This is a genomic window from Pseudovibrio ascidiaceicola (assembly GCF_900114245.1).
GTDB lineage: Bacteria > Pseudomonadota > Alphaproteobacteria > Rhizobiales > Stappiaceae > Pseudovibrio > Pseudovibrio ascidiaceicola.
The window spans coordinates 13,169-37,195 of sequence record NZ_FOSK01000009.1 but is presented as its reverse complement, the minus strand read 5'-3'; the positions used below and the strand labels follow the sequence as shown (position 1 = coordinate 37,195).

20 protein-coding genes and 1 riboswitch are annotated in these 24,027 nt (G+C 52.1%); of the genes, 6 read left to right on the top strand and 14 right to left on the bottom strand.

Annotated elements, in window-relative coordinates:
* Positions 1 to 6: 6 nt before the first annotated feature.
* Genes BM231_RS17085 through BM231_RS17070 form a run of 4 tightly spaced genes read right to left on the bottom strand, consistent with a single transcriptional unit; the run spans position 7 to position 4,725 of the window.
* Entirely contained in the window at positions 7 to 798 is a 792-nt protein-coding gene (locus tag BM231_RS17085) for an ABC-type transport auxiliary lipoprotein family protein (RefSeq protein ID WP_208860456.1), read from the bottom strand.
* Positions 799 to 808: 10 nt separating this feature from the next.
* Positions 809 to 2,746 (bottom strand): MlaD family protein, encoded by a 1,938-nt coding sequence (locus tag BM231_RS17080; protein ID WP_093521230.1) that lies wholly within the window; start codon positions 2,744 to 2,746, stop codon positions 809 to 811.
* A 9-nt stretch (positions 2,747 to 2,755) separates the two neighbouring features.
* Positions 2,756 to 3,571, bottom strand: coding sequence for an ABC transporter ATP-binding protein (locus BM231_RS17075; protein ID WP_093521229.1), 816 nt, complete (start codon positions 3,569 to 3,571; stop codon positions 2,756 to 2,758).
* Positions 3,572 to 3,576: 5 nt separating this feature from the next.
* Positions 3,577 to 4,725, bottom strand: coding sequence for an MlaE family ABC transporter permease (locus BM231_RS17070; RefSeq protein WP_093521228.1), 1,149 nt, complete (start codon positions 4,723 to 4,725; stop codon positions 3,577 to 3,579).
* A 108-nt stretch (positions 4,726 to 4,833) separates the two neighbouring features.
* On the opposite strand from BM231_RS17070, the gene dgcN reads away from it, so the two are divergent.
* Positions 4,834 to 5,847, top strand: a complete 1,014-nt coding sequence (dgcN, locus tag BM231_RS17065) for an N-acetyltransferase DgcN (RefSeq protein WP_093521227.1) — start codon at positions 4,834 to 4,836, stop codon at positions 5,845 to 5,847.
* A complete protein-coding gene (gene dgcA / locus BM231_RS17060) occupies positions 5,844 to 6,827 on the top strand; it encodes an N-acetyl-D-Glu racemase DgcA (protein ID WP_093521226.1) in 984 nt (327 codons plus the stop codon). Before dgcN ends, dgcA begins: the two co-directional genes overlap by 4 nt.
* Before the next feature lie 47 nt (positions 6,828 to 6,874).
* Here dgcA and BM231_RS17055 read toward each other — a convergent pair whose 3' ends face one another.
* Positions 6,875 to 8,053 carry an MFS transporter gene (locus BM231_RS17055; RefSeq protein WP_208860455.1) on the bottom strand — a complete coding sequence of 393 codons (1,179 nt, stop codon included), beginning with the start codon at positions 8,051 to 8,053 and terminating at the stop codon, positions 6,875 to 6,877.
* Positions 8,054 to 8,225: 172 nt separating this feature from the next.
* On the opposite strand from BM231_RS17055, the gene BM231_RS17050 reads away from it, so the two are divergent.
* The gene (locus tag BM231_RS17050; RefSeq protein WP_208860454.1) at positions 8,226 to 9,335 is read left to right on the top strand and encodes a protein phosphatase CheZ; all 1,110 of its coding nucleotides are present in this window, start codon (positions 8,226 to 8,228) and stop codon (positions 9,333 to 9,335) included.
* A gap of 64 nt (positions 9,336 to 9,399) precedes the next feature.
* On the opposite strand, the gene BM231_RS17045 is transcribed toward BM231_RS17050, so the two are convergent.
* The 3 genes from BM231_RS17045 to BM231_RS17035 form a co-directional block, all read right to left on the bottom strand.
* Positions 9,400 to 10,419: a threonine ammonia-lyase gene (locus tag BM231_RS17045; RefSeq protein ID WP_093521535.1), complete on the bottom strand. Its 1,020-nt coding sequence runs from the start codon at positions 10,417 to 10,419 to the stop codon at positions 9,400 to 9,402.
* A 92-nt stretch (positions 10,420 to 10,511) separates the two neighbouring features.
* Positions 10,512 to 11,591: a glycosyltransferase family 4 protein gene (locus BM231_RS17040; RefSeq protein ID WP_093521222.1), complete on the bottom strand. Its 1,080-nt coding sequence runs from the start codon at positions 11,589 to 11,591 to the stop codon at positions 10,512 to 10,514.
* Positions 11,588 to 12,358, bottom strand: coding sequence for a UDP-2,3-diacylglucosamine diphosphatase (locus tag BM231_RS17035; RefSeq protein WP_167550313.1), 771 nt, complete (start codon positions 12,356 to 12,358; stop codon positions 11,588 to 11,590). Before BM231_RS17035 ends, BM231_RS17040 begins: the two co-directional genes overlap by 4 nt.
* 302 nt (positions 12,359 to 12,660) lie before the next feature.
* Here BM231_RS17035 and BM231_RS17030 point away from each other — a divergent pair, with 302 nt between their 5' ends.
* A complete protein-coding gene (locus BM231_RS17030; RefSeq protein WP_093521218.1) occupies positions 12,661 to 13,440 on the top strand; it encodes an SDR family oxidoreductase in 780 nt (259 codons plus the stop codon).
* A gap of 63 nt (positions 13,441 to 13,503) precedes the next feature.
* Here BM231_RS17030 and BM231_RS17025 read toward each other — a convergent pair whose 3' ends face one another.
* The 4 genes from BM231_RS17025 to BM231_RS17010 all read right to left on the bottom strand — a co-directional run bounded on the left by BM231_RS17025 (position 13,504) and on the right by BM231_RS17010 (position 17,729).
* On the bottom strand, positions 13,504 to 14,760 hold the full coding sequence (locus BM231_RS17025; RefSeq protein ID WP_093521216.1) for an OmpP1/FadL family transporter: 1,257 nt from the start codon (positions 14,758 to 14,760) through the stop codon (positions 13,504 to 13,506).
* A 293-nt stretch (positions 14,761 to 15,053) separates the two neighbouring features.
* Positions 15,054 to 16,157, bottom strand: coding sequence for a TRAP transporter substrate-binding protein (locus tag BM231_RS17020; RefSeq protein ID WP_093521214.1), 1,104 nt, complete (start codon positions 16,155 to 16,157; stop codon positions 15,054 to 15,056).
* Between the two features lie 13 nt (positions 16,158 to 16,170).
* Positions 16,171 to 16,974: a bifunctional hydroxymethylpyrimidine kinase/phosphomethylpyrimidine kinase gene (gene thiD / locus BM231_RS17015; RefSeq protein ID WP_093521212.1), complete on the bottom strand. Its 804-nt coding sequence runs from the start codon at positions 16,972 to 16,974 to the stop codon at positions 16,171 to 16,173.
* Positions 16,974 to 17,729, bottom strand: a complete 756-nt coding sequence (locus tag BM231_RS17010; protein WP_093521209.1) for a hydroxyethylthiazole kinase — start codon at positions 17,727 to 17,729, stop codon at positions 16,974 to 16,976. The genes thiD and BM231_RS17010 overlap by 1 nt, the downstream gene beginning before the upstream one ends.
* Before the next feature lie 41 nt (positions 17,730 to 17,770).
* A riboswitch (TPP riboswitch) is annotated at positions 17,771 to 17,879 on the bottom strand.
* 210 nt (positions 17,880 to 18,089) lie between these two features.
* On the opposite strand from BM231_RS17010, the gene BM231_RS17005 reads away from it, so the two are divergent.
* Positions 18,090 to 18,326, top strand: a complete 237-nt coding sequence (locus BM231_RS17005) for an Lrp/AsnC ligand binding domain-containing protein (RefSeq protein ID WP_063300934.1) — start codon at positions 18,090 to 18,092, stop codon at positions 18,324 to 18,326.
* A 70-nt stretch (positions 18,327 to 18,396) separates the two neighbouring features.
* On the opposite strand, the gene BM231_RS17000 is transcribed toward BM231_RS17005, so the two are convergent.
* Complete coding sequence (locus tag BM231_RS17000; RefSeq protein ID WP_093521533.1) at positions 18,397 to 20,700, bottom strand: xanthine dehydrogenase family protein molybdopterin-binding subunit; 2,304 nt, start codon at positions 20,698 to 20,700, stop codon at positions 18,397 to 18,399.
* Between the two features lie 402 nt (positions 20,701 to 21,102).
* Here BM231_RS17000 and BM231_RS16995 point away from each other — a divergent pair, with 402 nt between their 5' ends.
* Positions 21,103 to 22,077 (top strand): DMT family transporter, encoded by a 975-nt coding sequence (locus tag BM231_RS16995; RefSeq protein ID WP_093521207.1) that lies wholly within the window; start codon positions 21,103 to 21,105, stop codon positions 22,075 to 22,077.
* Between the two features lie 68 nt (positions 22,078 to 22,145).
* On the opposite strand, the gene BM231_RS16990 is transcribed toward BM231_RS16995, so the two are convergent.
* Entirely contained in the window at positions 22,146 to 23,813 is a 1,668-nt protein-coding gene (locus tag BM231_RS16990; RefSeq protein WP_093521205.1) for a long-chain-fatty-acid--CoA ligase, read from the bottom strand.
* Positions 23,814 to 24,027 lie beyond the last annotated feature (214 nt).

The following is a 24,027-nucleotide window of genomic DNA, read 5'->3' as shown; positions in this document are numbered from 1 at the left end:
ATAACCTTACTTCGCTGTCCCTGCGACCTCAATCACAGCCGGAGCAGCAGCAGCAACCTGTCGTTTGCCTGCATCCTGCTGGCTGTTCAGTGCGGCGCGTTTGGCAGCGGCCTTTGCACGGGGGATGCGACCGACAGTATTGATAGTCCAGCTGGTGATCTGGGCGAGCACATTGTCTGAGGCAGCATTAAGCGCCGGAATTGCATCAGTGACCGTATCGCCAGTTGTCGGCACACTCGCCGCAAACACACGCATGCCGATGGAGCGGCCATCTCGGTCATCCACGATGCGTGCAGCCACTTCCACATAAGCTTTGTCACCGCCGTCCACCTGCAGCTCAAAAGCCCGCAGAGTGGTTTGCAGTTGATAGTCGATCAACAACCCCTGCCCCGGTTGCGAAACCCCGCGCAGCTTGCCGGTGTTCTCCAGCGTCTCAACGAGCTTCGCCTGAAAGACGCGCGGCAGTGTGTCTGTCCATGCCACCTTCGGGAAGTAGGAGTAAATTGGGCCACCGCCCTGTGTCACAGCAATATTGCTCGTATCCAATGCCTGAAGAGCAACAGGTGTCGCCACAAGCATTTGATAATCAGAGGCACGGACTTTAACAGGAACATCGCGCGGCGCAGTCAAGCCATACAAAGCTTCAGGGCCACTTGCCCCACACCCTGCAAGACCACCCAGCAGAACGGCACCAACAACGATTTTTTTAAGTGTCGAACCGAACACGCCGAGCTCCAGCCTACTGCCATTAGCCACTCGCACGTTTTCGAGTCGCTTATCTACATTTTTGTCAAACATTTCAAAAAACTCAACGCCGCTGCGCACCATTAAAGACAGGTGTGTCCGATCCGCCGAAAATCACGCGATTTGGGTTACGGTCAAAATTGCTCACAGCACGCCGAATTTCAATAAGTGTCTGGTTTAACTGCTGCATTGCTGCAGTAAAGTCCTGTCCGCCTTGTTGGCTTAGTTTCAACAGGGCAGCAGAGATTGGCTCTGCCCGCAAGGCAAACGCATCCGCAACCTTGCGAATGGAAGCCGCAGCCTCAGTCGCTTCCTTGATGAAGCCCTGCCCATCAGCTGAAACCATGCCGTCTACTTTCTCCAAAATCGTGTTCACACGAACGGAGGCAGCGTTCAGGTTTGTCGCAATGCTCTTCGCCTGATCAATCACTTTATCGACGTCCGGCACCTTCTTCTTCAGCTCGCTCGTCATGTCACTGACAGATTTTGCAGCATTCTGAATTTCATCAATCGCTTTGGCGAGGTCTGGTGTCTTCTCAGCAAGAGTAGTCGCTACCTTGTCAGCCGAAGCAACAATATTGGAGACCTTTGCAGGGTCGATGGCTTCCACAATGCTGTTGGTGTTCGAAATCAGAGAGTTCGCATTGTCCATCGTCTCGCTCAACTGATCAGAGGCAGCGCTCAGGTTCGTCCCCACCTCACGGGCAGAAACGATCACACTGTCGATCTCCTTATTTCGCCCGGCAATGGTATTGCTCACTTCACGAATATTCGCTGTGGCAGCGCCCGCATCATCAATGACCTTTGCAATCACCTGATCTTTGTCAGAAAGCGTTTTGGTCACCGTTTCAACCGATGACACGATGTTTCTGACTTGCTCAGATTTCACCATGCTCAGGATACGGTTTGCATTCTTCGTGGTCAGCACAATCTCATTGGATGCTGTCTCAGCGTTCGTCACGATCCGGTCGATAGCATCCTTGTTCTTGGTCAGCTCAAGGGTCAACTCCCGCGCATTTTCCGCAACAACAGAGGCTGAGGAGAGCATGGTATTGATATCACCACGACGCTCAGTCAACACACCACCAAGATCAGACGCACCTTTCAAGATACGCGCAACCTCCTCAGGCTTAACAGCTCCAATTACAGCTTCAATCTGATCAAGCTCATCGGAAAGCTCTGTTGTGAAGTTTACCAGCTGATCAGAGGCCAGCTTACCATTGGCAATGATGTCGCCAACACCATCTGCAGAGGCAGACAGTTTCTTGGTCATGACCTCAACATTGGTGACGATCTCACCCAGCTTGTCCGGGGGTACATTCGCCAGCAGGTCTTCACCGCGATCAACCAGTTTCCCAATCCGTCCAGAAAGCCCCGTCAGCGCTTTACTTGTCTCCGTCACACCAGCAAGAAAATCATCAACGCCCTTGGCATTGTTTGCCAGTGCCTGAGTAAAGACCTCGACATTCTTTATGGTCTTTTCCACTTCGGGCCGTGCAGTCATCACCAGCTCATCAATATGCGCCAGCGTGGAATCTGCCTTGCGCATGATGTCTTTAGCACCCTCCAGCAAATCCTCAAACTGGGACCTGCGTGCATACATGACCGGAATAGTATCAGCTGCTTTGGAGAACAACGCCGGACTGTCAGAAGATCCACCGGACAGATCCACATAAGCCACACCCGTCAGTCCGGTAAATCCAAGAGACGCAACTGTGTCACGGCGCAGCGGAGCATTGGCATCAACGCGCACAATCGCAACAACAAGCTTGGGGTTTTCAGGATCATAAGTCAGCGCACTCACATCGCCGATCTTGATGCCATTAAACAGCACCTGACCACCAATCGGCAGACCAGTAACAGCTCCGGGGAAAATGATTTTGACGTCACGACGGCTTGAGCGGTCACCCGCACTCAACAGCCAGAACGTAAACAGAAAGGCAATGCCAACAACAGTTAGAACGAATGCACCAATGGCGATATTATTTGCGCGGGTTTCCATGCATCCTCCTCACACCCGTTTGAGGGCACGTGCCCCGCGGAAATAGGACTTAACCCAAGGGTGCTCCACCTGCATCATTTCCTCAATGGTTCCCTCAACCAGAACCCTGCGTTCGCCCAAAACGGCAATACGATCACAAATACTATGCAGACTATCCAGATCATGGGTTACCATGTAAACCGTGAGCCCCAGAGTTTCTTTCAGTTTTACAATAAGATCATCAAAATCAGCCGCTCCGATCGGATCAAGACCGGAAGTGGGCTCATCTAGGAACAATAAGTCAGGGTCCAGCGACAAGGACCGGGCCAGCGCAGCCCTTTTGATCATGCCACCGGAAAGCTCAGAAGGCAGCTTGTCCGCAGCATCCAGAGGCAGCCCAACCATCTCAATCTTCAGCAAAGCCAGCTCATCCCGCAATCGCGGCGAGAGCTTCAGGTGCTCCCGCATCGGCACCTGAATATTCTGCTTCACAGTGAGAGACGAAAACAAAGCCCCCTGCTGGAACAACACACCCCAGCGCTGCTCAATCTCGCGGCGCATGGCATCTGTTGCCTCATCGAAATCTTGCCCAAACACCTCAATGGAACCGGACCGTCGCGGCGTCAGCCCCAGCACAGCCCGCATAAGCACGGACTTGCCCATACCCGAGGCACCAACAAAGCCAAGCACTTCACCACGGTAAACATCCATGTTCAGGTTCTCAAGAACCAGTTTGTTTCCAAAGCCGACGGTAACATCGCGCACTCGAAGCAGAACGTCCCGGTCATCAGCCGTGCGGTGACCTGCACCCAATCCGTTCAACGGTCCTGATTGCCCTTGTCCCATACTGGTTAAAACCCGATAGACGCGAAGAACACAGCAAAAACTCCATCCACCACGATGACCATAAATATAGCTTTCACAACAGAAACAGTCGTATGACGCCCAAGTGACTCTGAAGAGCCCTCAACTTTCATACCTTCCATACATGCAATCAACCCGATGATCAGGGCCATGAACGGCGCTTTCACAATGCCAACCATCAATGTGTCGACAGTAACAGCCGCTTGTAGTTGTGCAATGAAGGAATGAGGCACAATGCCCAGATACCACCAGCAGGTCAGCCCCGCCCCGAACAACGCCGCGATGTTCGCCAGAAACACGAGGATCGGAAGCGCAATCATCAACGCCACCAGACGCGGCAGGATCAACACCTCGGTTACCCGTAAGCCGGTCACCTGAAGCGCATCAATCTCTTCCTGCATCTTCATGGACCCAAGCTCTGCCGTGTAAGCAGAACCGGACCGGCCAGCCACCATAATGGCTGTCAGAATAACGCCGATTTCGCGTAAAACCAGAATGCCGGAGAGGTCCACCACAAAGATCTCAGCACCAAACTGCTTCAGATAAAACCCACCCTGTTGCGCAATAATTCCGCCGATCAGAAAGCTCATCAGACAAACAATTGGAACCGCACCCATGCAGGAGCGCTGAAACTGAACACCAATGGAGATTGGCCGTAGCCGACTTGGATGCGTCGCCGCCGCTGTGATTGTCGCGGTCAATCCACCAAGCATGGCCAGAACATCGCGTGTATCACGACCCAACTGGCGCGTCGCCTCACCCACAGCCTCCAGATAATTGACGAAAGAGTTACCAGAGTGTTCTTCGGCAGGATTATCGACTTCTTCCCGATCAACTTCCTTCAGCAGGATGTCAAAACGCTCATCCTCGTAGATGAACTTGACCTCTCGCCCCTGCTCAGCTTGCTCCATCTGGAACCGCTGCAGCAACCAGGCACCAGCCGTATCAAGAAAACTAACCGCCTTTAAATCCACGCAAATTACGGAATGGCTCAGTTTGGACGCAGTCTGATTGATGAGTTTTTCGCAAGTAGAACCTTGCCGGATACCCCAGGCGCCGGAAGCCGTAAGCAAAAGTAACGCACCGTCTTCAGCAGTTACCAGGCCCGGCGCATCCATTTTATCAGTCAGCTTCATCACGGGACCCTGCGCCCTATAATCCAAAAATCCTATTGATCCTATACAGCTTTCTGTAGTGTGTCGTCTAGTAATCCTCATTCAGCCACAAGTACAACGGATAAAATTATGTCTATTTCTAAGCCATATCTATTATTTCTTGGGGACGTAAAAGACGAGCTGGCAGCAAAAACTGCACATGGCGTACTTGATTGGCGGCCAGAGTGGTGTCTCGGGCAAATTACACTCCCGGGCTGTAAAGCCCACACGACCCTGTCAGAGATGAGTCTGACCGACGCCACAGAGGCAGGCGCAAAGACCATGGTCATCGGCTGCGTCAATGCAGGTGGCATCTTGCCTGATCACTGGATTGAAACCATCGTCGATGCACTCAACCATGGGCTCGACATCGCAGCAGGCCTGCATATCGAGCTTGGCAGCATTCCAGCCATCGCCGAAGCGGCTGCAAAAAACAATCGTAAACTCCACGACCTGCGCTTTACAGATCTCACCTTTCCAACGGGCAAAGGCGACAAGCGCTCAGGCAAACGCCTTCTGACAGTTGGCACTGACTGTTCCGTTGGTAAGAAATACAGCGCACTCGCTCTACAAAAAGGCCTAGCAGACCGCAATATCAGCTCAGATTTCTGCGCGACCGGCCAGACCGGCATCCTCATAGCTGAACGGGGTGTTGCCATCGACTCTGTCGTCTCAGATTTCATCTCCGGCGCTGCTGAGCACATCAGTCCAGCCACCAAAGACGACCACTGGGATGTGATCGAAGGTCAAGGCGCACTGCATCACCCTTCCTTCGCCGGTGTCTCCCTTGGCCTGCTCCATGGCTCTCAGCCAGATGCGTTTGTCGTGTGTCATGAACCAACCCGCTCCACCATGCGCGGCGTTTCGGCCCCGATCCCATCCATTCAGGACGTTATTGACCTGACAATACAACTGGGCCGTCTCACCAATCCAGACATCCGCTGTGTCGGCTTAGCGATCAACACCATGATGCTTTCTGAGAATCATGCAAAAAACCTGATTGAAGAGCTGGGGGAAGCGCATAAACTGCCCGCTACTGATCCTGTCCGCTTCGGGACCGATCCAATCATTGATCATATTTGCGCGGAGTTTAAACTGGTTTGACCTGTCGCCTGTCTATTGAAGCTGAAACATTCCCAATTGCGGGAAGCTTTACCATTGCCCGCGGTTCCCGCACGGAAGTAAACGTCCTCACCGCCACACTCACGCAAGACGGTCACACTGGCCGCGGCGAATGCGTTCCTTACCCGCGGTACGGCGAAAGCGTCGAGAGCGTCACCGCTCAAATAGAAGCTGTGCGCACAGTTATTGAAGCTGGTGTGTCCATTGAAGAGCTACAAAGCCTCATGCCAGCAGGCGCAGCCCGCAACGCTGTGGACTGCGCCCTGTGGGACCTAACGGCCAAACGCCAGAACACCTCCGTGACTGATCTCATAGGCATCAAGTCCCAGCGCATTCTGGAAACCGCCTACACCATCTCTGTTGGCACGCCGGAAAAGATGGCGACAGACGCCGCCAAAGCAGCAAGCCGTCCTCTCCTCAAAGTCAAATTGGCAGGGAATGGTGATGTGGAACGTATCGCTGCGGTCAGACAAGCTGCACCAAACAGCAAGCTGATCGTCGATGCCAACGAAGGCTGGTCAGAAGATAATCTGGAAGCCAACATCAAAGCCTGTCAGCAGGCAGGTGTTGGGCTGGTGGAACAACCTTTGCCAGCAGGCAAAGACGGTATTCTGGCAGAAGTGGAACACCTCATCCCGATCTGCGCAGATGAAAGTCTGCACACCTCTGCAGACTTGGAGAGCCTGCGCAATCGCTACTCAGCCATCAACATCAAGATCGACAAGACCGGCGGCCTTACAGAAGGGCTGAAGTTGCTGCGCAAAGCAGAAGAGATGGACTACGTCATCATGGTCGGCTGCATGCTCGCCACATCTCTCGCTATGGCGCCTGCCATGCTGCTCGCCCAAAACGCAGAGTTTGTTGACCTGGACGGCCCTTTGTTGCTTGCCAAAGATCGAAGCCACGCGATCCGGTTCGAGGGCAGCCTGATGCACCCACCTTTCCCGCAGCTCTGGGGCTAATAACAGATACAAAAAAGGCGGCTCTCACATCGAGGCCGCCTTGTTTTTTAAACGCGCTTGGTCACCAGCATAAGCGTTAGCACACCGACACAGCAGATCCCCGCCATCAGATAGAAAGCATAGGCTTGTTCAATCGCGTAGAGCCAACCGCTGGCAATACCGCTCACGCCCATCACCACACCAAAGGCTGTTTGTGTCAGGCCCTGAGCCGTCCCAAGACGCTTGCTTGAAACCAGTTTAGACGTGTAGGCAACCATGCCCAAAAACACCATGCCGAAACTTCCGGCATGCAACAGCTGGAGCAAAACAGCGGACCACGTCTCTGTTGCATAGGGAAACAGCAACCAGCGGATGATGCTGGCAACACCGCCAGTGACCATCAATCCCCAGGCTCCCAGGTGGCGCATGAAGAAGGAACCCCAAACAAAGATCCCAATCTCTGCCAGAGTACCGATCGCCCACAATCCACCAACCATCGCATCGCTGATACCCACAGAAAGCCAGAAAATGCTGGCGAAGGCATAAAGCGCTGAGAAGCTGCCAAGCAGCAAACCACCAGACAACACCACAAGCAGGAACTGCGGATCACGCAATTCTTCAGCAGCCCAAACGCTTTCCTTGCTTGAGCTGCGGCTTTCGGACGGCATCCCAGGCAACAAAACAGAGGTAAGCGCCAACACACCAAGGCTGCCAACAGTCAGAAACAGCAGTTCAGCAGGCTCTCCGAATGTCAGATACCAACCGCCGATCAGTGTTGCCACCACAAACGCAATAGACCCCCAAGACCGCATTGGTCCGTAATTCAGACCGAGTGTGCTCACGGTTTCATAGGCATATGCATCCTGCAAAGGCTGGATGGGCGTGTAAAAAATAGAGAGGAAGATAACCAGACCAATGACCACCCAGTAGTCATTTGAGTAAATCAGCGCCCAGAACGAGATCAAAGCAATGACACTAAAAAGCGCCATGGAATGACGCCTGCGTCCGGCACGATCAGAAATGCTCGTCATCACCGGCGTTGCAAAAATCCGCACGATGTTCGGCAAAGCAATCGTAAATGCGATCTGCACGGGGGTGAAGTTAATATCCTCTAGAAACAGAGGAAAGTACGCAAGAAAGAAGGCGTTCGCAAAATTGAACGCCGCAAACAGACCACTAACGCCGGTTGCGATCCAGAAAAGGTTACTGGCTTTCCCTAATGGGGAAGTTCTTCTGGGCATAGTCATTGGAAAACACTACAAATGGGGGTGGAGAGTACCCGGAGGCATCGATGGGAAGGGATACTCCTATTACTTGTGCTAATAGGGACTATCCAAATCAATGTAAACCAATTATTAGCCGTAGAATCTGTTATATAAACTTGTAGTATTATCTTAGTTAGTTATGAAGGAGCCACTTATGGCTGGCAACAACCGAAAGGTCCTTTTGAGCCCCGAGGAATTTGATGCCATCAAAAGCGCACTCTCTGAGACTGATAGAGGCCGCGCTTTCCTTCATGATCACCTCACACTAAACAGATCCGCCGAAACAGCAGACCTTCTGGAAGCTGTGCGACGACTTGAAAAAACATTGGTTGAGCGCGAACTGCCATCTGAGATGGAAACTTATCGCCTGCACACCTATGAAATGTATGAGGCAATTGAGCGAACTAAGGACGAAATCTCAAAGATCAAGCTGGAAAATGCCGACAATAATCGCTTTTCAGCTGCCTCTGACGAGTTAGATGCAATCGTCACATCCACAGAAAGTGCAACACAAGTCATTCTGGAGTCCTCCGAAGCTATTCAGGATCTGGTGGACAAGCTCCGTGCCTCCGGTGCAGAAGATGCCCCATGCGATGCCATTGAAGAAATGGCCATGGAAATTCTGATGGCATGTTCCTTCCAGGATCTGACTGGGCAGCGCATCAACAAAGTGGTGAAGGCACTTCATTATCTAGAAGGTCGTATCTCCAAGATGATCCGCATCTGGGGTGTAAACCTGGCTGATGAAGATCGACCGGAAATCAATCTGGACGAGCCGCATGATGAAGATGACCGTCATATTGACAAGCGCCCTGATGCCCATCTTCTCAATGGCCCGCAAATGGATGGTGCAGGCGTTGATCAGGCTGACATTGACGCTATGTTTGATGCAACTCCTGCCTCAACAGAGGAAGCACTGAACGAAAACGTCGTTCAATTTGCAGCTGAAACACGAGCAGAAGCCGCCCATCAGGAAGAGAACAAAGCAGAAGAGGCCGCCGAGGAACCTGCTGAAGTCTTCGAACTTGATGATGTAGAAGAAGAGCTGAACGCTGTCGAAACACCTCAGGTCGCATTGATCGAGGACGACGACCTCATCGTCACCAACGATGACACGCCAGCTGAAACGGATGCCGCTGCAGAGCAGGAAGATGCGCCGATAGAAATTGAGGGGCAATCGCCTCCGCTCACATCGCCAAGAGGCAGCAATTCCGACCCACTCCATCACCTCTCAACAGGTGAGCGCCTCGCACTCTTCTCTTGATTGGGAATTAGAGTCAGAAATTCGAAAGCCGTTTGCGATCTTTAAAGCGCAAACGGCTTTTTTCTTATGCAGGTGCTTTCTCTGCAGAGTACTGCTTCAGTGCTCTCTCAAAGATAGCAGGATCCACATTTCCGCCAGAGATCGTGATCACTGCTGTCTTTCCAGCAAGGTCAATCTTGCCGGACAAAACAGAAGCCAGCGCAACAGCCGCCCCCGGTTCAACAACCAGCTTCAGCTCAAAATAGGCAAAGGCAACCGCATTCATCGCCTCGTCATCCGTGACACACAGGCCTTTTGCATGACGCCTGCTCAGAACTGAAAAGCCTTTGTCTCCCGGCATCTCAGTCAGCACCGCATCACAAACAGACCCACCCAGCGCAGCATTGCGAACACGTGTTCCAGCTTCAAGTGAACGTGCATAATCATCAAAGCCAGCGGGCTCTGCCGTGTAAATCTGACACTCTGGCAGCTTGTCTTCCAGCGCCAGTGCAATGCCACTGGTCAGACCGCCGCCGCCTGTGCAACTGATCAACACATCAGGCGTGACACCCAGAACCTCACACTGTTCCGCAATTTCAAGCCCGGTCGTGCCCTGACCTACAATCACACCACTGTCGTTATAAGGGTGGATGAACGTCGCACCGCGCTCCTCACAAAGACCACGGGCAATCGCTTCACGGTCCTCACTCTCACGATCATAAAGAACAACCTGCGCCCCCAGAGCCTTCGTCCGCTGGATCTTCAGCTGCGGCGCATCCTCAGGCATCACAATCACCGCCGGAAAGCCAAGGATCTTCGCAGCAGCTGCAACGCCCTGCGCATGGTTGCCGGAAGAACACGCAACCACACCAGAAGGCCGCTGCTCCTGAGGGATCAGGGAAAGGCGGTTGAACGCCCCACGAAACTTGAAAGACCCTGTGCGCTGCAGGTTTTCGGCTTTGATGAAAACACGGCCATTCACCTGCTCATCCAACACCGGATAGTTCAAAAGCGGTGTCAGGCTGGCATAGCCTTGCAGCCTTGTTCTTGCTTTCTCAATTTCGGAAAAAGTGAGTTCGACAGGACTGGAAACATCTAAAACCATAAGAACCTCGGGCAACAGCAATATGCCGCCATGTATAGCACGCAAATCCACGTGGGCTTCAGATATTCTGATCTCAGCCCAAGGAGATCCGCTCAACCATTCAGGTGATTTCCAACAGAGCCTTTGCCCGCATACATGTCCTGCCGAAATCCTGTAGCAAATGCAGGGTCATAGGCATGTTCGGCGTTGGCCAGAAACTGCTCAGCACTCGCCCGCCACGTAAATCGCAGGGCAACATCCCGGCAGTGATCCCGAGAAACCTCCAGCGCTTCCAGTGCCGCCGCCTGCAGATCATTCTTCAGCACGCCTGCCCCACTATTCCCAATCACATCAATCGGTCCCATCACGGGAAAGGCCGCGACAGGCGTCCCGCAAGCAATTGCTTCCAGCAGCACATTGCCAAAAGTGTCAGTCAGGCTCGGAAACACAAACACATCCGAATTCGCATAATACTCAATCAGTTCATCACCAACGACAGGTCCGGTAAACAAAACCTCCGGATAAGCAGTCTTAAGCTCCTCCATCTGCGGACCACCACCAACAACCACCTTGGTTCCCGGCAAGTTAAGTTGCAAAAAAGCTTCGATGTTCTTCTCAACTGCCACACGTCCCACATACAAGAACCGCGGTCCTGGCAGGTGGTCCAGCAAACTGGTCCGCATTGGCCGGAACCGCTGGTGATCTACCCCGCGGGACCAACGCAGCAGGTTCTCAAACCCACGCATACGCAAGTCCGCTTCCAAAGTGCTCGTCGCAACCATGCACCCTTGTCCACTATTGTGAAAACGGCGCAGCCAGGAATAGCTGAAGGACAGCGGCACCGGATAACGCGCCTGTAGATACTCAGGAAAGCGAGTGTGATAGCTGGTGGTGAAGACACGCCCATCCCGCTTTGCCACCTGCCGTGCCATAAGACCCAATGGCCCTTCGGTCGCGATGTGCAGATGATCACAGTCGTACTTCTCAATAAACCCACGCACGATATGCGGCAGTGTCAGGCTCAGCCGGATCTCACCGTAAGATGGCATCGGAATGCTATGGAACGATTGCGGCGTCAGGAACTCAACCCGAATACCCATGGAGCGCAGCTCAACAGCAAGCCGCTCCAATGTCCGCACAACACCATTGATCTGGGGCTTCCACGCATCGGTGACGATCAGGATCGAGCTCATGCGGCCACCTGTCCGTCAGAACTCTCATCCGATGGTTCACTCTCGACCCGCTTGCCATCTCCCCAATGAATAAGCTCAAACGTTCCATCAAAGTTCTCAGCAACAGCGGTGCAACTCTCCACCCAATCACCAGTGTTGATGTAATGGATGCCGTTGGTTTCATGATCAGCCGCATGGTGGATATGACCACAGATCACCCCATCCACCTTCTGACGTTGCGCTTCGGAAACCAGCGTCTCTTCAAACTTGCCAATGAAGTTGACGGCGTTCTTCACCTTCAGCTTCGCCCATGCTGAAAGGCTCCAATAGGTCAGCCCCAGCTTGCGACGGCAATAATTCAGCACTGTATTGAGGTTGAGAGCACTCACATAAGCCCAGTCGCCAAAGAAGGCCAACCACTTTGCATGGCGTACCACCACATCAAACTGGTCGCCGTGAATGACAAGGTATTTCTTGCCATTGGCTCCCTCATGAATGAACTGGTCAACAACTTCCACACCCCCAAAGTGAATGCCGAAGAAGTCCCGCAAGAATTCGTCATGATTGCCGGGAATGTAAACAATCCGCGCACCCTTGCGCCCTTTGCGCAAAAGCTTCTGCACCACATCATTATGCAGTTGAGGCCAGTACCACGACCGTTTTAGCCGCCAGCCATCAATAATATCCCCGACAAGATAAACCGTGTCGGCATCGTTTTGCTTCAGAAAGTCCAGTAAGAGATCAGCCTGACATCCGCGTGTGCCCAGATGCACATCAGACAAAAACAAGCTTCTGTACTTTTTGCTAGTAGAATCCCCGGTCACCACAAAGCCTCCGGAATAAGAAAACCTTCTTTCCTTTAAATTGATTCACAAGAAACAAATATGACAGGATACATATACTCAAACCTGTCAGTTTCTTTCTTGAACCTCAAGAAACATTACTCACTGTTTATTAGGGGAGATAAAATCAAGTACCTGCAATTCAAGTGAATATTCTATTTGCTTGCTAAGCTTGATCCTGACTGGCTCAAACCTTTCTGAGAATGTAGGCTGCCCTTCACAATTCACCGATTCATTAGGATGTTGAAATGCACTTGGGTATTGAGGGGCGCAAAGCCATCGTCTGCGCATCCAGCCGTGGGCTGGGTTTGGGAACAGCAAAAGCACTCGCAGAGGCTGGATGCGATCTTGTAATCAACGGACGCAACGAGAAACTACTCTATCAAATCGCGAGCGAACTGGCAGCACAACACAACATCTCAGTCATTCCCGTGGCAGCAGATATCTCCTCACCAGAAGGCCAGCAAGCCGTCCTCAACGCCTGTCCAAATCCGGATATCCTTGTCAACAACAACGGCGGGCCACCGCGCAAAGATTTCAAAGAGCTCGACCGTCAGGCCATTCAGGACGGAGTGATTCAGAATATGATCACCCCGATCGAGCTGATCAAAGCAGTCATTGATGGTATGGCAGAGCGCCGTTTTGGCCGCATCGTCAACATCACCTCCATGTCCGTGAAGATGCCAATTAAAGGTCTGGATCTGTCCAGCGGCGCCCGCGCTGGTCTCACCGCATTCCTTGCAGGGGTTTGCCGTCAGTACGCACAGCACAACGTCACTATCAACAATGTACTGCCCGGAAAATTCGACACCGACCGCCTCAAAGGTGGGTTTGAGCGTCAGGCGGAGCAAACAGGCATCTCCATAGAAGAAGCCAAACGTCTGTCTTCAGAAGAGATCCCAGCAAAGCGCCTCGGCGATCCAGAAGAGTTCGGCAAAGCCTGCGCCTTCATGTGTTCAGCCCATGCTGGCTACATCACAGGCCAAAACCTACTGCTCGACGGCGGCCTTTACCCAAGCGCCTTTTAAAAACGAAAAGCCTCCCCGCAGTCACACTGCTGGGAGGCAAATCAAACTAACATCGGCAAAGCCTTAGAACTTCAAACGCGCACCAAAGCTGATGATGTCAACATTGGTATCATTGACCGGCCCTTGAATGGTAATGCCTTCATAGAACGGGTGGTCCGGATTGATATTGATGTTTGAGCTTTCTGGGAAAATATGCGAGTAGCCAAAATCAACTTCCAGCCAGTCCTCGTAGAAATAACTCACCCCAGCACTCAGCCAGAACCGGTTTGAATCAGGTAGTCGCGGTGTCCGGTTCGCTTCGTCAATTGGAGACCACTCATAAGCCAACCCAAACCGGCCAGTGATGTTTTGAGTGAAATCGTACTCCGTGCCCAATGAAATGAAATAGCCATCATTGTATTGGAACGGCAACTCCGAAGCCTCGTTACCCTGCAGATCAAACACCGGGAAAGTTCCAAACCGAGACCAATGCGTCCATTCAAACGTACCCATCCCGCGCCAGCGCTCATTCAACACCTGCTGGAAGGAAACGGTCACAGTCTCTGGCATAATGATGTTTGCGCGAATTGGAGTTGGCGTATTACCGCCAACAATAAGCCGCCCCTTAAGGTTATGCTCAATAGGCGAACGATACCCAATACCAAGCTGAGTGCCTTCCCATGGTTTAAAGAGCGCCCCAACCGTTGCGCCAAATCCAAGATTATAGTCTTCACCACGCAGCTCTGCAGTTGGAGCGGCAGCAGCAACCCCAAACCCTGACTTTAATCGAACCTGAATATACTGAAGCTGCAAGCCCACGCCGACCGAGAATTTATCAGTCAGTTCGTAAGCAGCCATTGGTGTAACATTGACGGTTAGAACGCGGGAAGACCTCGCATAGACCTGCCCCGCCCACTCAATCTGAGGTTTGGTTTCAAAACCATAGGGCGCATTCGAACTGATCCCGAGAGACAGACGATCATCCACCTTCCAGGTGCCATAACCTGCTGGCACCCAGGCATCCACGCCGATATCTCCGGAGGAATATGGAACCCCAGTAATTGGCCCAAGCCCATCAATTGTCGCTGTATCCAGATCAATCGTTGCATTTGGAAACACAATGGTTTGCGAACTTTCCACCTGCACCCCGTCATGACCAGTCATGGTCGCCGGGTTCCAGTACATACTGGAAAGGCTTTTGGAGACAGTCGCATTTCCTGCAAAGGAAAGTCCCTGAAACCACGCTGATTGCTCACGAACAGCAAAAGCACCGGCAAAAGCATCAGACGCAATCAGCAAAGAAGAAAGGCTAGCGATCGTAATGGGTAAATATCTGGACATGCACGGTACTTTCTGTTCTCAAGAAAACATTCAAGCAGTGCCATGATCAAACTACGAGTTACTTATTGATTCGGCTCTCTCACTCATGATTGAAAATATTAAAAAGTAATTGCACTGGCATATTTAAAGGTATGGAGCGTTAACTTCACAAAACAACAATGGCTAGCGGGTTCACAGTCACTTGGTTATTCGCATTTCAGGCAGGTACGCTGAAACATTTTCTGTGACAAAACTTCCGCATAACAAAAGACCCTCCAAGTGGAGGGTCCTTCAAACACCGTTTGGTCTGCAAGTTAACCTCTAGCAGAGATGTTTTTGCCCAATGAAAGAGCGCTCCATCCCGCCAGAAGCTCCTGCGCTTCTATGTAACTCTCATAAATCTTACGAGCCATTTTGTCTTTCTGGGTATACACATCCAACACCTCAGCACTGGTTTCCTTCAAGGCGGTTAGCACCTCCTCCGGAAACTCACGCACCTCAACTCCATGCTCTTCTTGCAGCACTTTCAGGCTGGCCGCGTTCTGCGCATTTGCTTCAGACAGCGCAAGATCAGCTTCCACGCGGCAAGCCTCTTCGACCACCGCCTGCAGTTCGGGAGACAGCCCCTCCAGCGCAACAGCGTTCACGATAGCCTCACCCGTGCCGTTTGGCTTATTGAAGCCCGGGCCGTAGTAGTATTTGACCAGTTTCTGGAAGCCCAGCGCACTGTCACTCCATGGACCGAGGAACTCGACACCATCCACCACATGCGTTTGCAGACTGGTGAAAATCTCAGAGGCTGGAATGTTGACCGGGGTAACACCAAGCTTACGCAAAATCTCACCACCAAGGCCAGCTATACGAAGCTTGCGGCCTTTCAGGTCGTCCAGTGTCTCAACAGGGTCACGATACCAACCAGCCATAGTTGGGCCAGTGTTGCCACCCATAAACGGCTTCACACCAAATGGTGCGTAAAGCTCATCCCAGAGTTCCTGACCACCAAGCTGATCCACCCATGCAGTGTGTTCCTGAGGCAAAAGGCCAAACGGAATTGTCGTAAAGAACACGGATCCGGGCATCTTGCCAGCCCAGTACATGGCAGCTGAATGCCCCATCTGTGCAGTACCGCTTGAAACAGCGTCAAACACCTCAAAAGCCGGAACCAGCTCACCAGCAGCAAACAGGCGAACACGCATCCGGCCATTGCTCATGATGTTGATGCGATCACAAATGCGTTGCGCAGACATTCCAGGGCCAGGCAGGTTCTTCGGCCAGCTGGTCACCATGCGCCATTCGATCACCGGATCAGCATCCTGCGCCAGTGCAGGCACAGCAAGTGCAGCACTTCCAGCAACCGCCCCGGCTGTTAGCCCAAGCGCCTGACGGCGGGTCAGATTGTTTTCTTTGTTCTTGGTCATTATCTCCGCCTTATTACTCAGACCAGAATTCATGGAAATGGTGCACAGGCCCATGTCCCTCGCCTACATCAAGCGTATCCGCAGCCTTGATCGCCTGACTAATATATTCTTTTGCTTCACCAATGCCATCTTGCAGCGCTAACCCTTTGGCAAGCTCCGCTGCAATCGCTGAGGACAAGGTGCAGCCAGTCCCATGTGTATTCTTCGTTTCATACCGTGGCGCTGTATACCACCTCTCCACATCGCGGGAGAGGAAGAGGTCATCACAGGTATCATCAGATCCATGCCCGCCTTTCAGCAGAACCCCGTTTGCACCCATATCCAGCAGCAACAAAGCCTGCCTGTGCATGTCATCACGAGACCCGGCCACCGGCTGTCCAAGCAAAAAGGCCGCTTCCTGCATGTTTGGCGTAATCAACGCCGCAATTGGAAACAACTTCTGCTTCAACACAGAAACAGCGGAATTTTGCAGCAAAACATCCCCGGAAGTGGCCACCATCACCGGATCAAGGACGACGCGCTTAACATCATATTCCGCCAGCTTTGTGGCAATAATATCGATAATTTCTGGCTGAGAAAGCATACCGATCTTCACGGCATCCACCTTCAAGTCAGAAAAAACAGCATCCATCTGCTCCGCCACAAATGCTGGCGGCACATCATGAATTCCTGTCACACCCTTGGTGTTTTGAGCGGTCAGTGCAGTGATGACACTGGCCCCATAGACACCGCGAGCTGAAAAGGCCTTCAGGTCTGCTTGAATTCCGGCACCACCGCCAGAATCCGAACCTGCAATTGTGACTGCAATCGCACTCATTAGGCCAATACCCCACCTTTATTATTCATTGTTTCGAGCTTGAGGCGCTCGTTGAATTGGTCAGCCTTCAAGCCATAAAGGGTATCGATGAAAGCTGGAGTGAAGCTTCCCGGCCCGTTCGCCTGCCCTGCGGCAATCTCGCCGCATACACCATAGACGGCAAGAGCAGCCAGCACGGCAAGTTCCTTTTCCCGCTCAACAGCAGCAAAACCAGCCAGCACACCACCCAGCGCACAGCCGATGCCAGTCACCTTGTCCATATAGGCATGCCCATTGCCCACGGTGTAGGTTGCCTCTCGGCCAAACACAGCATCTTCAATACCGGTACGCACAACCACCGTATTCTCCGTGACAGCTCCACCAAGCCCAGCGCTCTCAGCCATGTTGGCTTTGAGGATTGAGACGTTCTCTTTCAAAATGTCCTTGGCAAACTCCATGCGAATGTCTGAGCGATCTACTTTAACCGGGTCCAGCACCACGGGCATAGATTTCTTGGCCGCCCCTTCAAGCCCCAGCCGAATACCATGCCGTCGCTTACCATCCAGCGTACCAAGATTGAGGAGTAATCCGTCAACACTCTCAGTGAATGCAGGAATTTCATCATGAGCAGACGTCATTGACGGCACAATGTTACAAGCCAGCATCACATTCGCAGTGATGCTCTGAGCAACAGAGTTCGTCAGGCAATGAACTCGCACACCACGCTCGCGCACGCTCTCAAAAACCTGCCAAAGATTTTCAGCTGTGTAGGACATTTGTTTTCGCTTCCCTATCAATTACGGCGGGAACGATTACCTTGGTACTCATCCCAATTCCCTCCGCCGGCACAATCCGGATCAGGTTCTAGGAGTTGGCCTTCCGCCTCTCAGCCCGTCAGTCATTGCCGAGCACCCCCATTGGTTAGAATTTTTTGCTAGCAAACCAGAGAGCGAACTGCAAGCGGAAACGAGAGACAGCGACAAAAGGCAACTGGGGGTAGATTTCTCATAAAAAACGCAAAAGCTTGCAAAAAAACGCAGCTTCAACGCAAAATGCTCACAAAACAACGCAAACTCAATTTTGAGCGCAGCCCTGAAAGACAAATCAGTCTTACGGGACAGAAGGATAGCAGATTAATGATTCCGTTCTTTGTACAGATCAAATGCCAGCTCGGAAAAACCTATCAGGTTGCCAATGCAATTGCGGACGCAGAAGTTGCCTCCGAAATCTACTCCACCTCCGGGGATTTCGATCTGCTGGCCAAGTTCTACGTCAACGATGACGACGACATCGGCCACTTCGTTGCTGACAAGGTTCAAGTCTTCGATGGCATCCAGGACACCAGAACCATCATCACCTTTAAAGCGTTCTGATACCTACGAAAACAGGCGGGACATCAGCCCGCCTGCACAATCTCTTTTCAAGCTCTACAGTCTTGATAGCTTAGCTCTGTGCGTCCTGAATTGCAGTCCACACAGCAACCGGCGTCGCGGGCATATCTATATGCTCAACACCTGCATTCTTGCGCAACGCATACTGCACAGCATTCATCACCGCTGGCGCTGCCCCAATAGAACCAGCCTCACCGGCCCCTTTGATACCCATCGCATTTGTCGTGGAAGGAACGTTGCTCGTCGAGAAGTCGAAATTCGGCAAATCATCAGCGCGTGCAACATGATAATCCATAAAAGAGGCTGACAGCAGCTGCCCTGTTTCATCATAAACCGTGTTCTCACACAACGCCTGCGAGATCGCCTGCCCAGCACCACCATGCACCTGACCAGCCAGAAGCATCGGATTCACCGTCACACCAAAATCATCCACGATCACATAATTGACCACGTCCGTCTTGCCGGTTTCCGGATCGATCTCCACCTCACACACATGCGTGCCATTCGGATAAGTACATTCATCCTGCATGACTTTTTCCGCTGCACTCAATGTATCCGGTTGCGATCCAGCCACATCAACAAGGCTGACCTGCTGGTCGGTACCAACCACACGCACCTGCCCGTCTTCAAGTGTTAGGTCCCCAACACCAACCTCAAGCTTCTCACTGGCGATCTCCTTGATCTTCTTGACCAGCGTTTCAGAAGCCGCCTTCACAGATGGCATCCCAATCGGAATAGACCGCGACCCACCGGTACCACCACCAGTCGCCACACGGTCCGTATCTCCCTGCACCATCTCAACCTGATCAAGCTGCAAACCAAGATGTTCTGCAATGACTTGGCCATAAGCTGTGGCATGCCCTTGACCGTTGCTCTGCGTTCCAATCAACAAAGTAACGCTGCCGTTTTTGTTCAGCTCAAGCTTGGCCTCTTCACCGCCAGCAAAGGCACAGGCCTCCACATAAGTGGATAGCCCAACACCACGGTATAGCCCTTTCGCACTGCTCTCCGCTTCACGCTCTGCAAACGTTGAATAATGGATCTCGTCGAGCGCCTTGGTAAGATGAGCCCCAAAGGATCCCGTATCATACATGCGGCCAAGCGCTGTCGTATAAGGTAAGGCAGCATCGGGGATAAAGCTCTTACGACGGAACTCCGCCGGATCCATACCCATCTCATGCGCGGCTTTGTCCGCCAACCGTTCCATCAGATAAAGCGCCTCTGGACGCCCCGCCCCACGGAATGCATCTACCGGCACCGTATTGGTATATACGCCTGTCGCTTCCACCCAAGTTGCGGGGATATCATAAAGACCAGGGGTCATGGTGATGCCGACCTGCGGAATGCCGGGGCCAAACTCATGCAGATAAGCCCCCATGTTTGCAAGCACATGCACCTTGAGGCCGATCATCTTGCCGTTTTCATCAAGCGCAAGCTCAGCCGTGGATACATTATCCCGGCCATGTGCATCAGACATGAAGTGTTCAGTGCGCTCCTGAAGCCATTTTACAGGGTGCCCAAGACGTTTTGCGGCAATCAGGCAAAGCGGGTATTCAAGATAGGTGAACATCTTGGTTCCAAAGCCACCACCCACATCAGGTGTTACAACGCGAATATCTTTAGGGTCTACGTTGAGTATGTTCTTGGCAATCAGATCACGCATCCCGTGACCACCCTGAGTGCCAGTTGTCAGCGTATACCTGCCGCTCTCGCCATCATACTCACCAATACAAGCACGCGGCTCAATCGCATTGGACACCAGACGGTTGTTGATCACCTTAATCTTGGTAACATGATGCGCCTCCTGGAAGGCCTCTTCCATCGCGTCCTTGTTACCCATCCCAATGTGAAAGGCCTCATTAGACCCATGCTCCGGCCACACAAGCGGAGCGCCGCCTTCTAAGGCTGCTTCAGTTCCGATTGCCGGATCGACATCCTCGAAGTCAACCTCAATCATCTCCATCGCAGCCCGCGCTTGCTCCACCGTATCAGCAACAATAAACGCAAGAGCATCACCAACAAACCGGGCTGTATCAGTGCAAAGAACTTCCCGATGAGGCACCCAATGCTTCGTTCCATCCAATTGACGAAGCACGGCTTTACAGGGGATAGAGTTCGTTCCCTCGATATCCGCAGCAGTCAGAATAAGCTGTACACCATCCATGGCCCGTGCATCATCCACCCCCTCTAGGGTAAACTTGGCAAACGCCAGAGGGGATCGCAAAACAACGGCATGTGCTGCACCAGCCACCTTCAGATCATCCGTATAATGACCCTTGCCAGAAATAAAGGCAGCATCTTCTTTTCGGCGAACGGGAGCACCAATTCCAAACTTCGGTGTAGCAACCTGATTCATGAAAACCTCAAAAATCTGGAGAGCGACCCAACACCGCACCTCCCAATACAGCTTTTTACGTATCAGCAGAGAACGTACAGTGCTTTTCTCAAGCTGCAAGTGTTTTCTGGTTCACCATAGAGGTGTATTTCCCAGAGTGACTTAAGGTCATTATTGCATGATTTAGAACAAATTACGGAAGGGTACTTGGAGCCATAAGTTGTCGGCAGCTTCGTGCTTGCTGTCGAAACTCTCAAGCTAAAATTTGTTTTAGAATTTGACCAAACCGCAAACATTAGGTTATTTAAGCTATACACCCATCTGATCTTTGTTACGTTGTCCGCCCCCTGGCGCACACCATTTTGCACCAGACATCGGGTCTGGTCGTTTTGATCGTATCAAGGCAGCTTCGAAAGCAGTTACATGCCTGTTCCTTCAGCAGAGCCTGAAGGCAGCTCATCATCTGCTGCGTTAAAAACAAGGTTTTCCGCAAAATGGCAAAGCCTGTCTAATAACACACGCGGCATCTGCTGGGCCCTTCTGGCAACATTCCTTATGGCCGTCATGAGCACCATCATCAAGCTGCTCGGCGACCGCTTACACGTTACGCAAATCCTTATGCTTCGCCAGTTTTTCATGCTGGTAATCTCAGCTCCGATCATTATCAAAGGATTTCCGGGTTCGCTCAAAACACAGGCTCCACTGCTTCACTTGGGCCGCATCCTGCTTGCGTCCTCTGCAATGTATTTCGGCTTCACCGCAGTCATTCACTTGCCGCTTGCTGAAAGCACAGTGATTGGTTTCGCACGCACGTTTTTCATCACGATCTTCGCAGTTTTCTTCCTGAAAGAAGTCATTGGCATTCACCGAATCTCGGCAACTGTCCTTGGTTTCATCGGGGTGATGGTCATCGTCCAACCCGGTACCGGTGCGGAAATGAGCATCTACAGCTTCATGGCGATCTTAGCCTCAGCCTGTGCCGCACTCGTAGGCATCATCCTGCGCAAAGTCACGCAGGTTGATCAACCAATCACGATTCTGACCTTTCAGGCAACCTTTGTCGGTTTGATCATGGCCCCCTTCGGCATCTACTACTGGGTCTCGATCAATCTGAATGATGCGATCCTCCTGCTCTGCCTGGCAGGCGTCAGCTGGGGCGCGCAGATGAGCAACATTCAAGCTCTTAAGTTTGGTGAGGCTTCAGCAATCGCACCGTTTGATTACATTCGCCTTGTCTACGCAGCAATCATCTCTGTTGTGATCTTTGGCGTCTGGCCGCTCTGGACCACTTATCTTGGCGGCGCAATTATCGTCGCAGCTTCCCTCTACACCCTGCACCGCGAGACTGTGCTGGGCAAAAAGGTGGCTACGGGAACAGCACCCTCTAAAACTCACTAGAGCAGGCGCTACGCTCAAACAAAAAGCCCTCGCAAACGCGAGGGCTTTTCTTTTTTACGAAGTAACAATCAGCTAGCGTTTTCAGTGCTGCGCGTTTTGGCAGCCTCTTCCTCAACCAGCTCTTTCTTGGAGAGCTTACCAACCATTGTCTTAGGCAGCTCATCTCGGAACTCAATCGCCTTCGGCATTTCAATCTTGGAGATGTGCCCCTTCAGGAAGTCTTTCAACTCGTCTGCGGTAGCGCTCTGTCCATCTTTCAGCTTCACAAAGGCCTTCGGCGCCTGACCACGATACCCATCAGGGATAGCAATCACGATGACCTCAGCAACAGCCTGATGCTGATAAAGCGCTTCTTCGATCACACGCGGATAAACGTTGTAACCAGAGCAGATGATGAGGTCCTTGATGCGATCAACAAGGAAGATGAACCCCTCATTGTCCATGTAGCCCACATCACCAGTGTGCAAGACACGGCCATCTTCCAAAGTCTTGGCGGTCTCATCAGGACGGTTCCAGTAGCCCTTCATGACCTGCGGACCGATGATGCAAAGCTCACCCTTTTCACCTTGCGCAACAACCTTCTCAGGCTCATCCAAATCACGAAACTCAACAGTCGTCCCCGGCATCACTACGCCGATAGAACCGTCTTTACCTGTGCCATCCATCGGGTTAGCGGAGGCAACCGGAGAGCTCTCCGTCAGGCCATAGCCTTCCACCAGAACGCAGCCAGTCAGCGCTTCAAACTTTTGCTTCACTTCAACAGGCAACGGAGCTCCGCCAGACATACAATATCTGATTGATGTCAGGTCGTAGTTCTTGGTCAGCTCGCTGTTGTTGATCGCGGTGTAAAGCGTTGGCACAGCAGCAAACAAAGTTGGCTTCTTCTTCGCAGCCAGATCGAGCAGTTCTTTCAGATCGAACCTCGGCATCAGCAACATCTCTGCTGCACCAAGAATGGAAAGGTTCTGCAGGACAGTCATCGCAAACACATGGAAGAATGGCAGCACACAAAGTGTCTTCTCGTAGCCGCGCTTCAAACCACCGTAATGGCTTTCCAGCATCTCCATATTTGACGTGATGTTGTAATGCGTCAGCATCGCACCCTTCGGCACACCAGTCGTACCACCGGTATACTGCAGGATCGCCACATCTTCCTTCGGCGCGATCTCAACCGGAGTAATGCCTTTTGCCTTGGCAAGGAAGTCTTTGAAACGGATATGCGCTTTGTCAGCAGGAATGTTTGAAACATCCTTCCGCTTGAACAGCTGGAACAACAGCTTCTTAGGCTGAGGCAGAATATCCGCCATCGGACAAACAATGATGTTGTCCAGCGCACCTTCCTGACGAACAGCCTCCACACGATCATAGATCACGGAAAGATCCATGGTCACCATGATACGCGCGCCAGAATCCCGCGCCTGGAACGCAATTTCGCGCTCAACATAAAGCGGGTTGAAGTTGACGACGACGCCGCCAATTTTCATGATCGCAAAATAAAAGATGGTGTAGTACGGCGTGTTAGGCAGACAAAGGCCGACCTTGTCACCCTTCTTCACACCCATCGCCTGCAGGGCACCTGCAGCACGCTCAACGAAATCTCCCAATTCGCCGTAGCTTGTTGATTTGCCCATGAAGTAGATAGCCGGACGGTGCGCATAATTTTTGACCGTATCATCCAGATAGCTATCGATAGTACGAATTGGAAATTCCACTTGTCCCTCACGACCTGTCGCCATGCGCAGATCTCCTCCCCGAATTATTATAGTTCTTCAGACGAAGTTGACAGGAAACCGAAGCTGAGCGCCAAGGTTCATGTGCGCAACATATCAGAAAAACCTTATATCATCATGCTTTGCGTGGAATTTGCGTCAGGTTTACCATTGCGTCAACCCAGACATACGGTTGACCTTCAATGCGACACTTTATTCAATTCCACTGATTTTTTTCTCG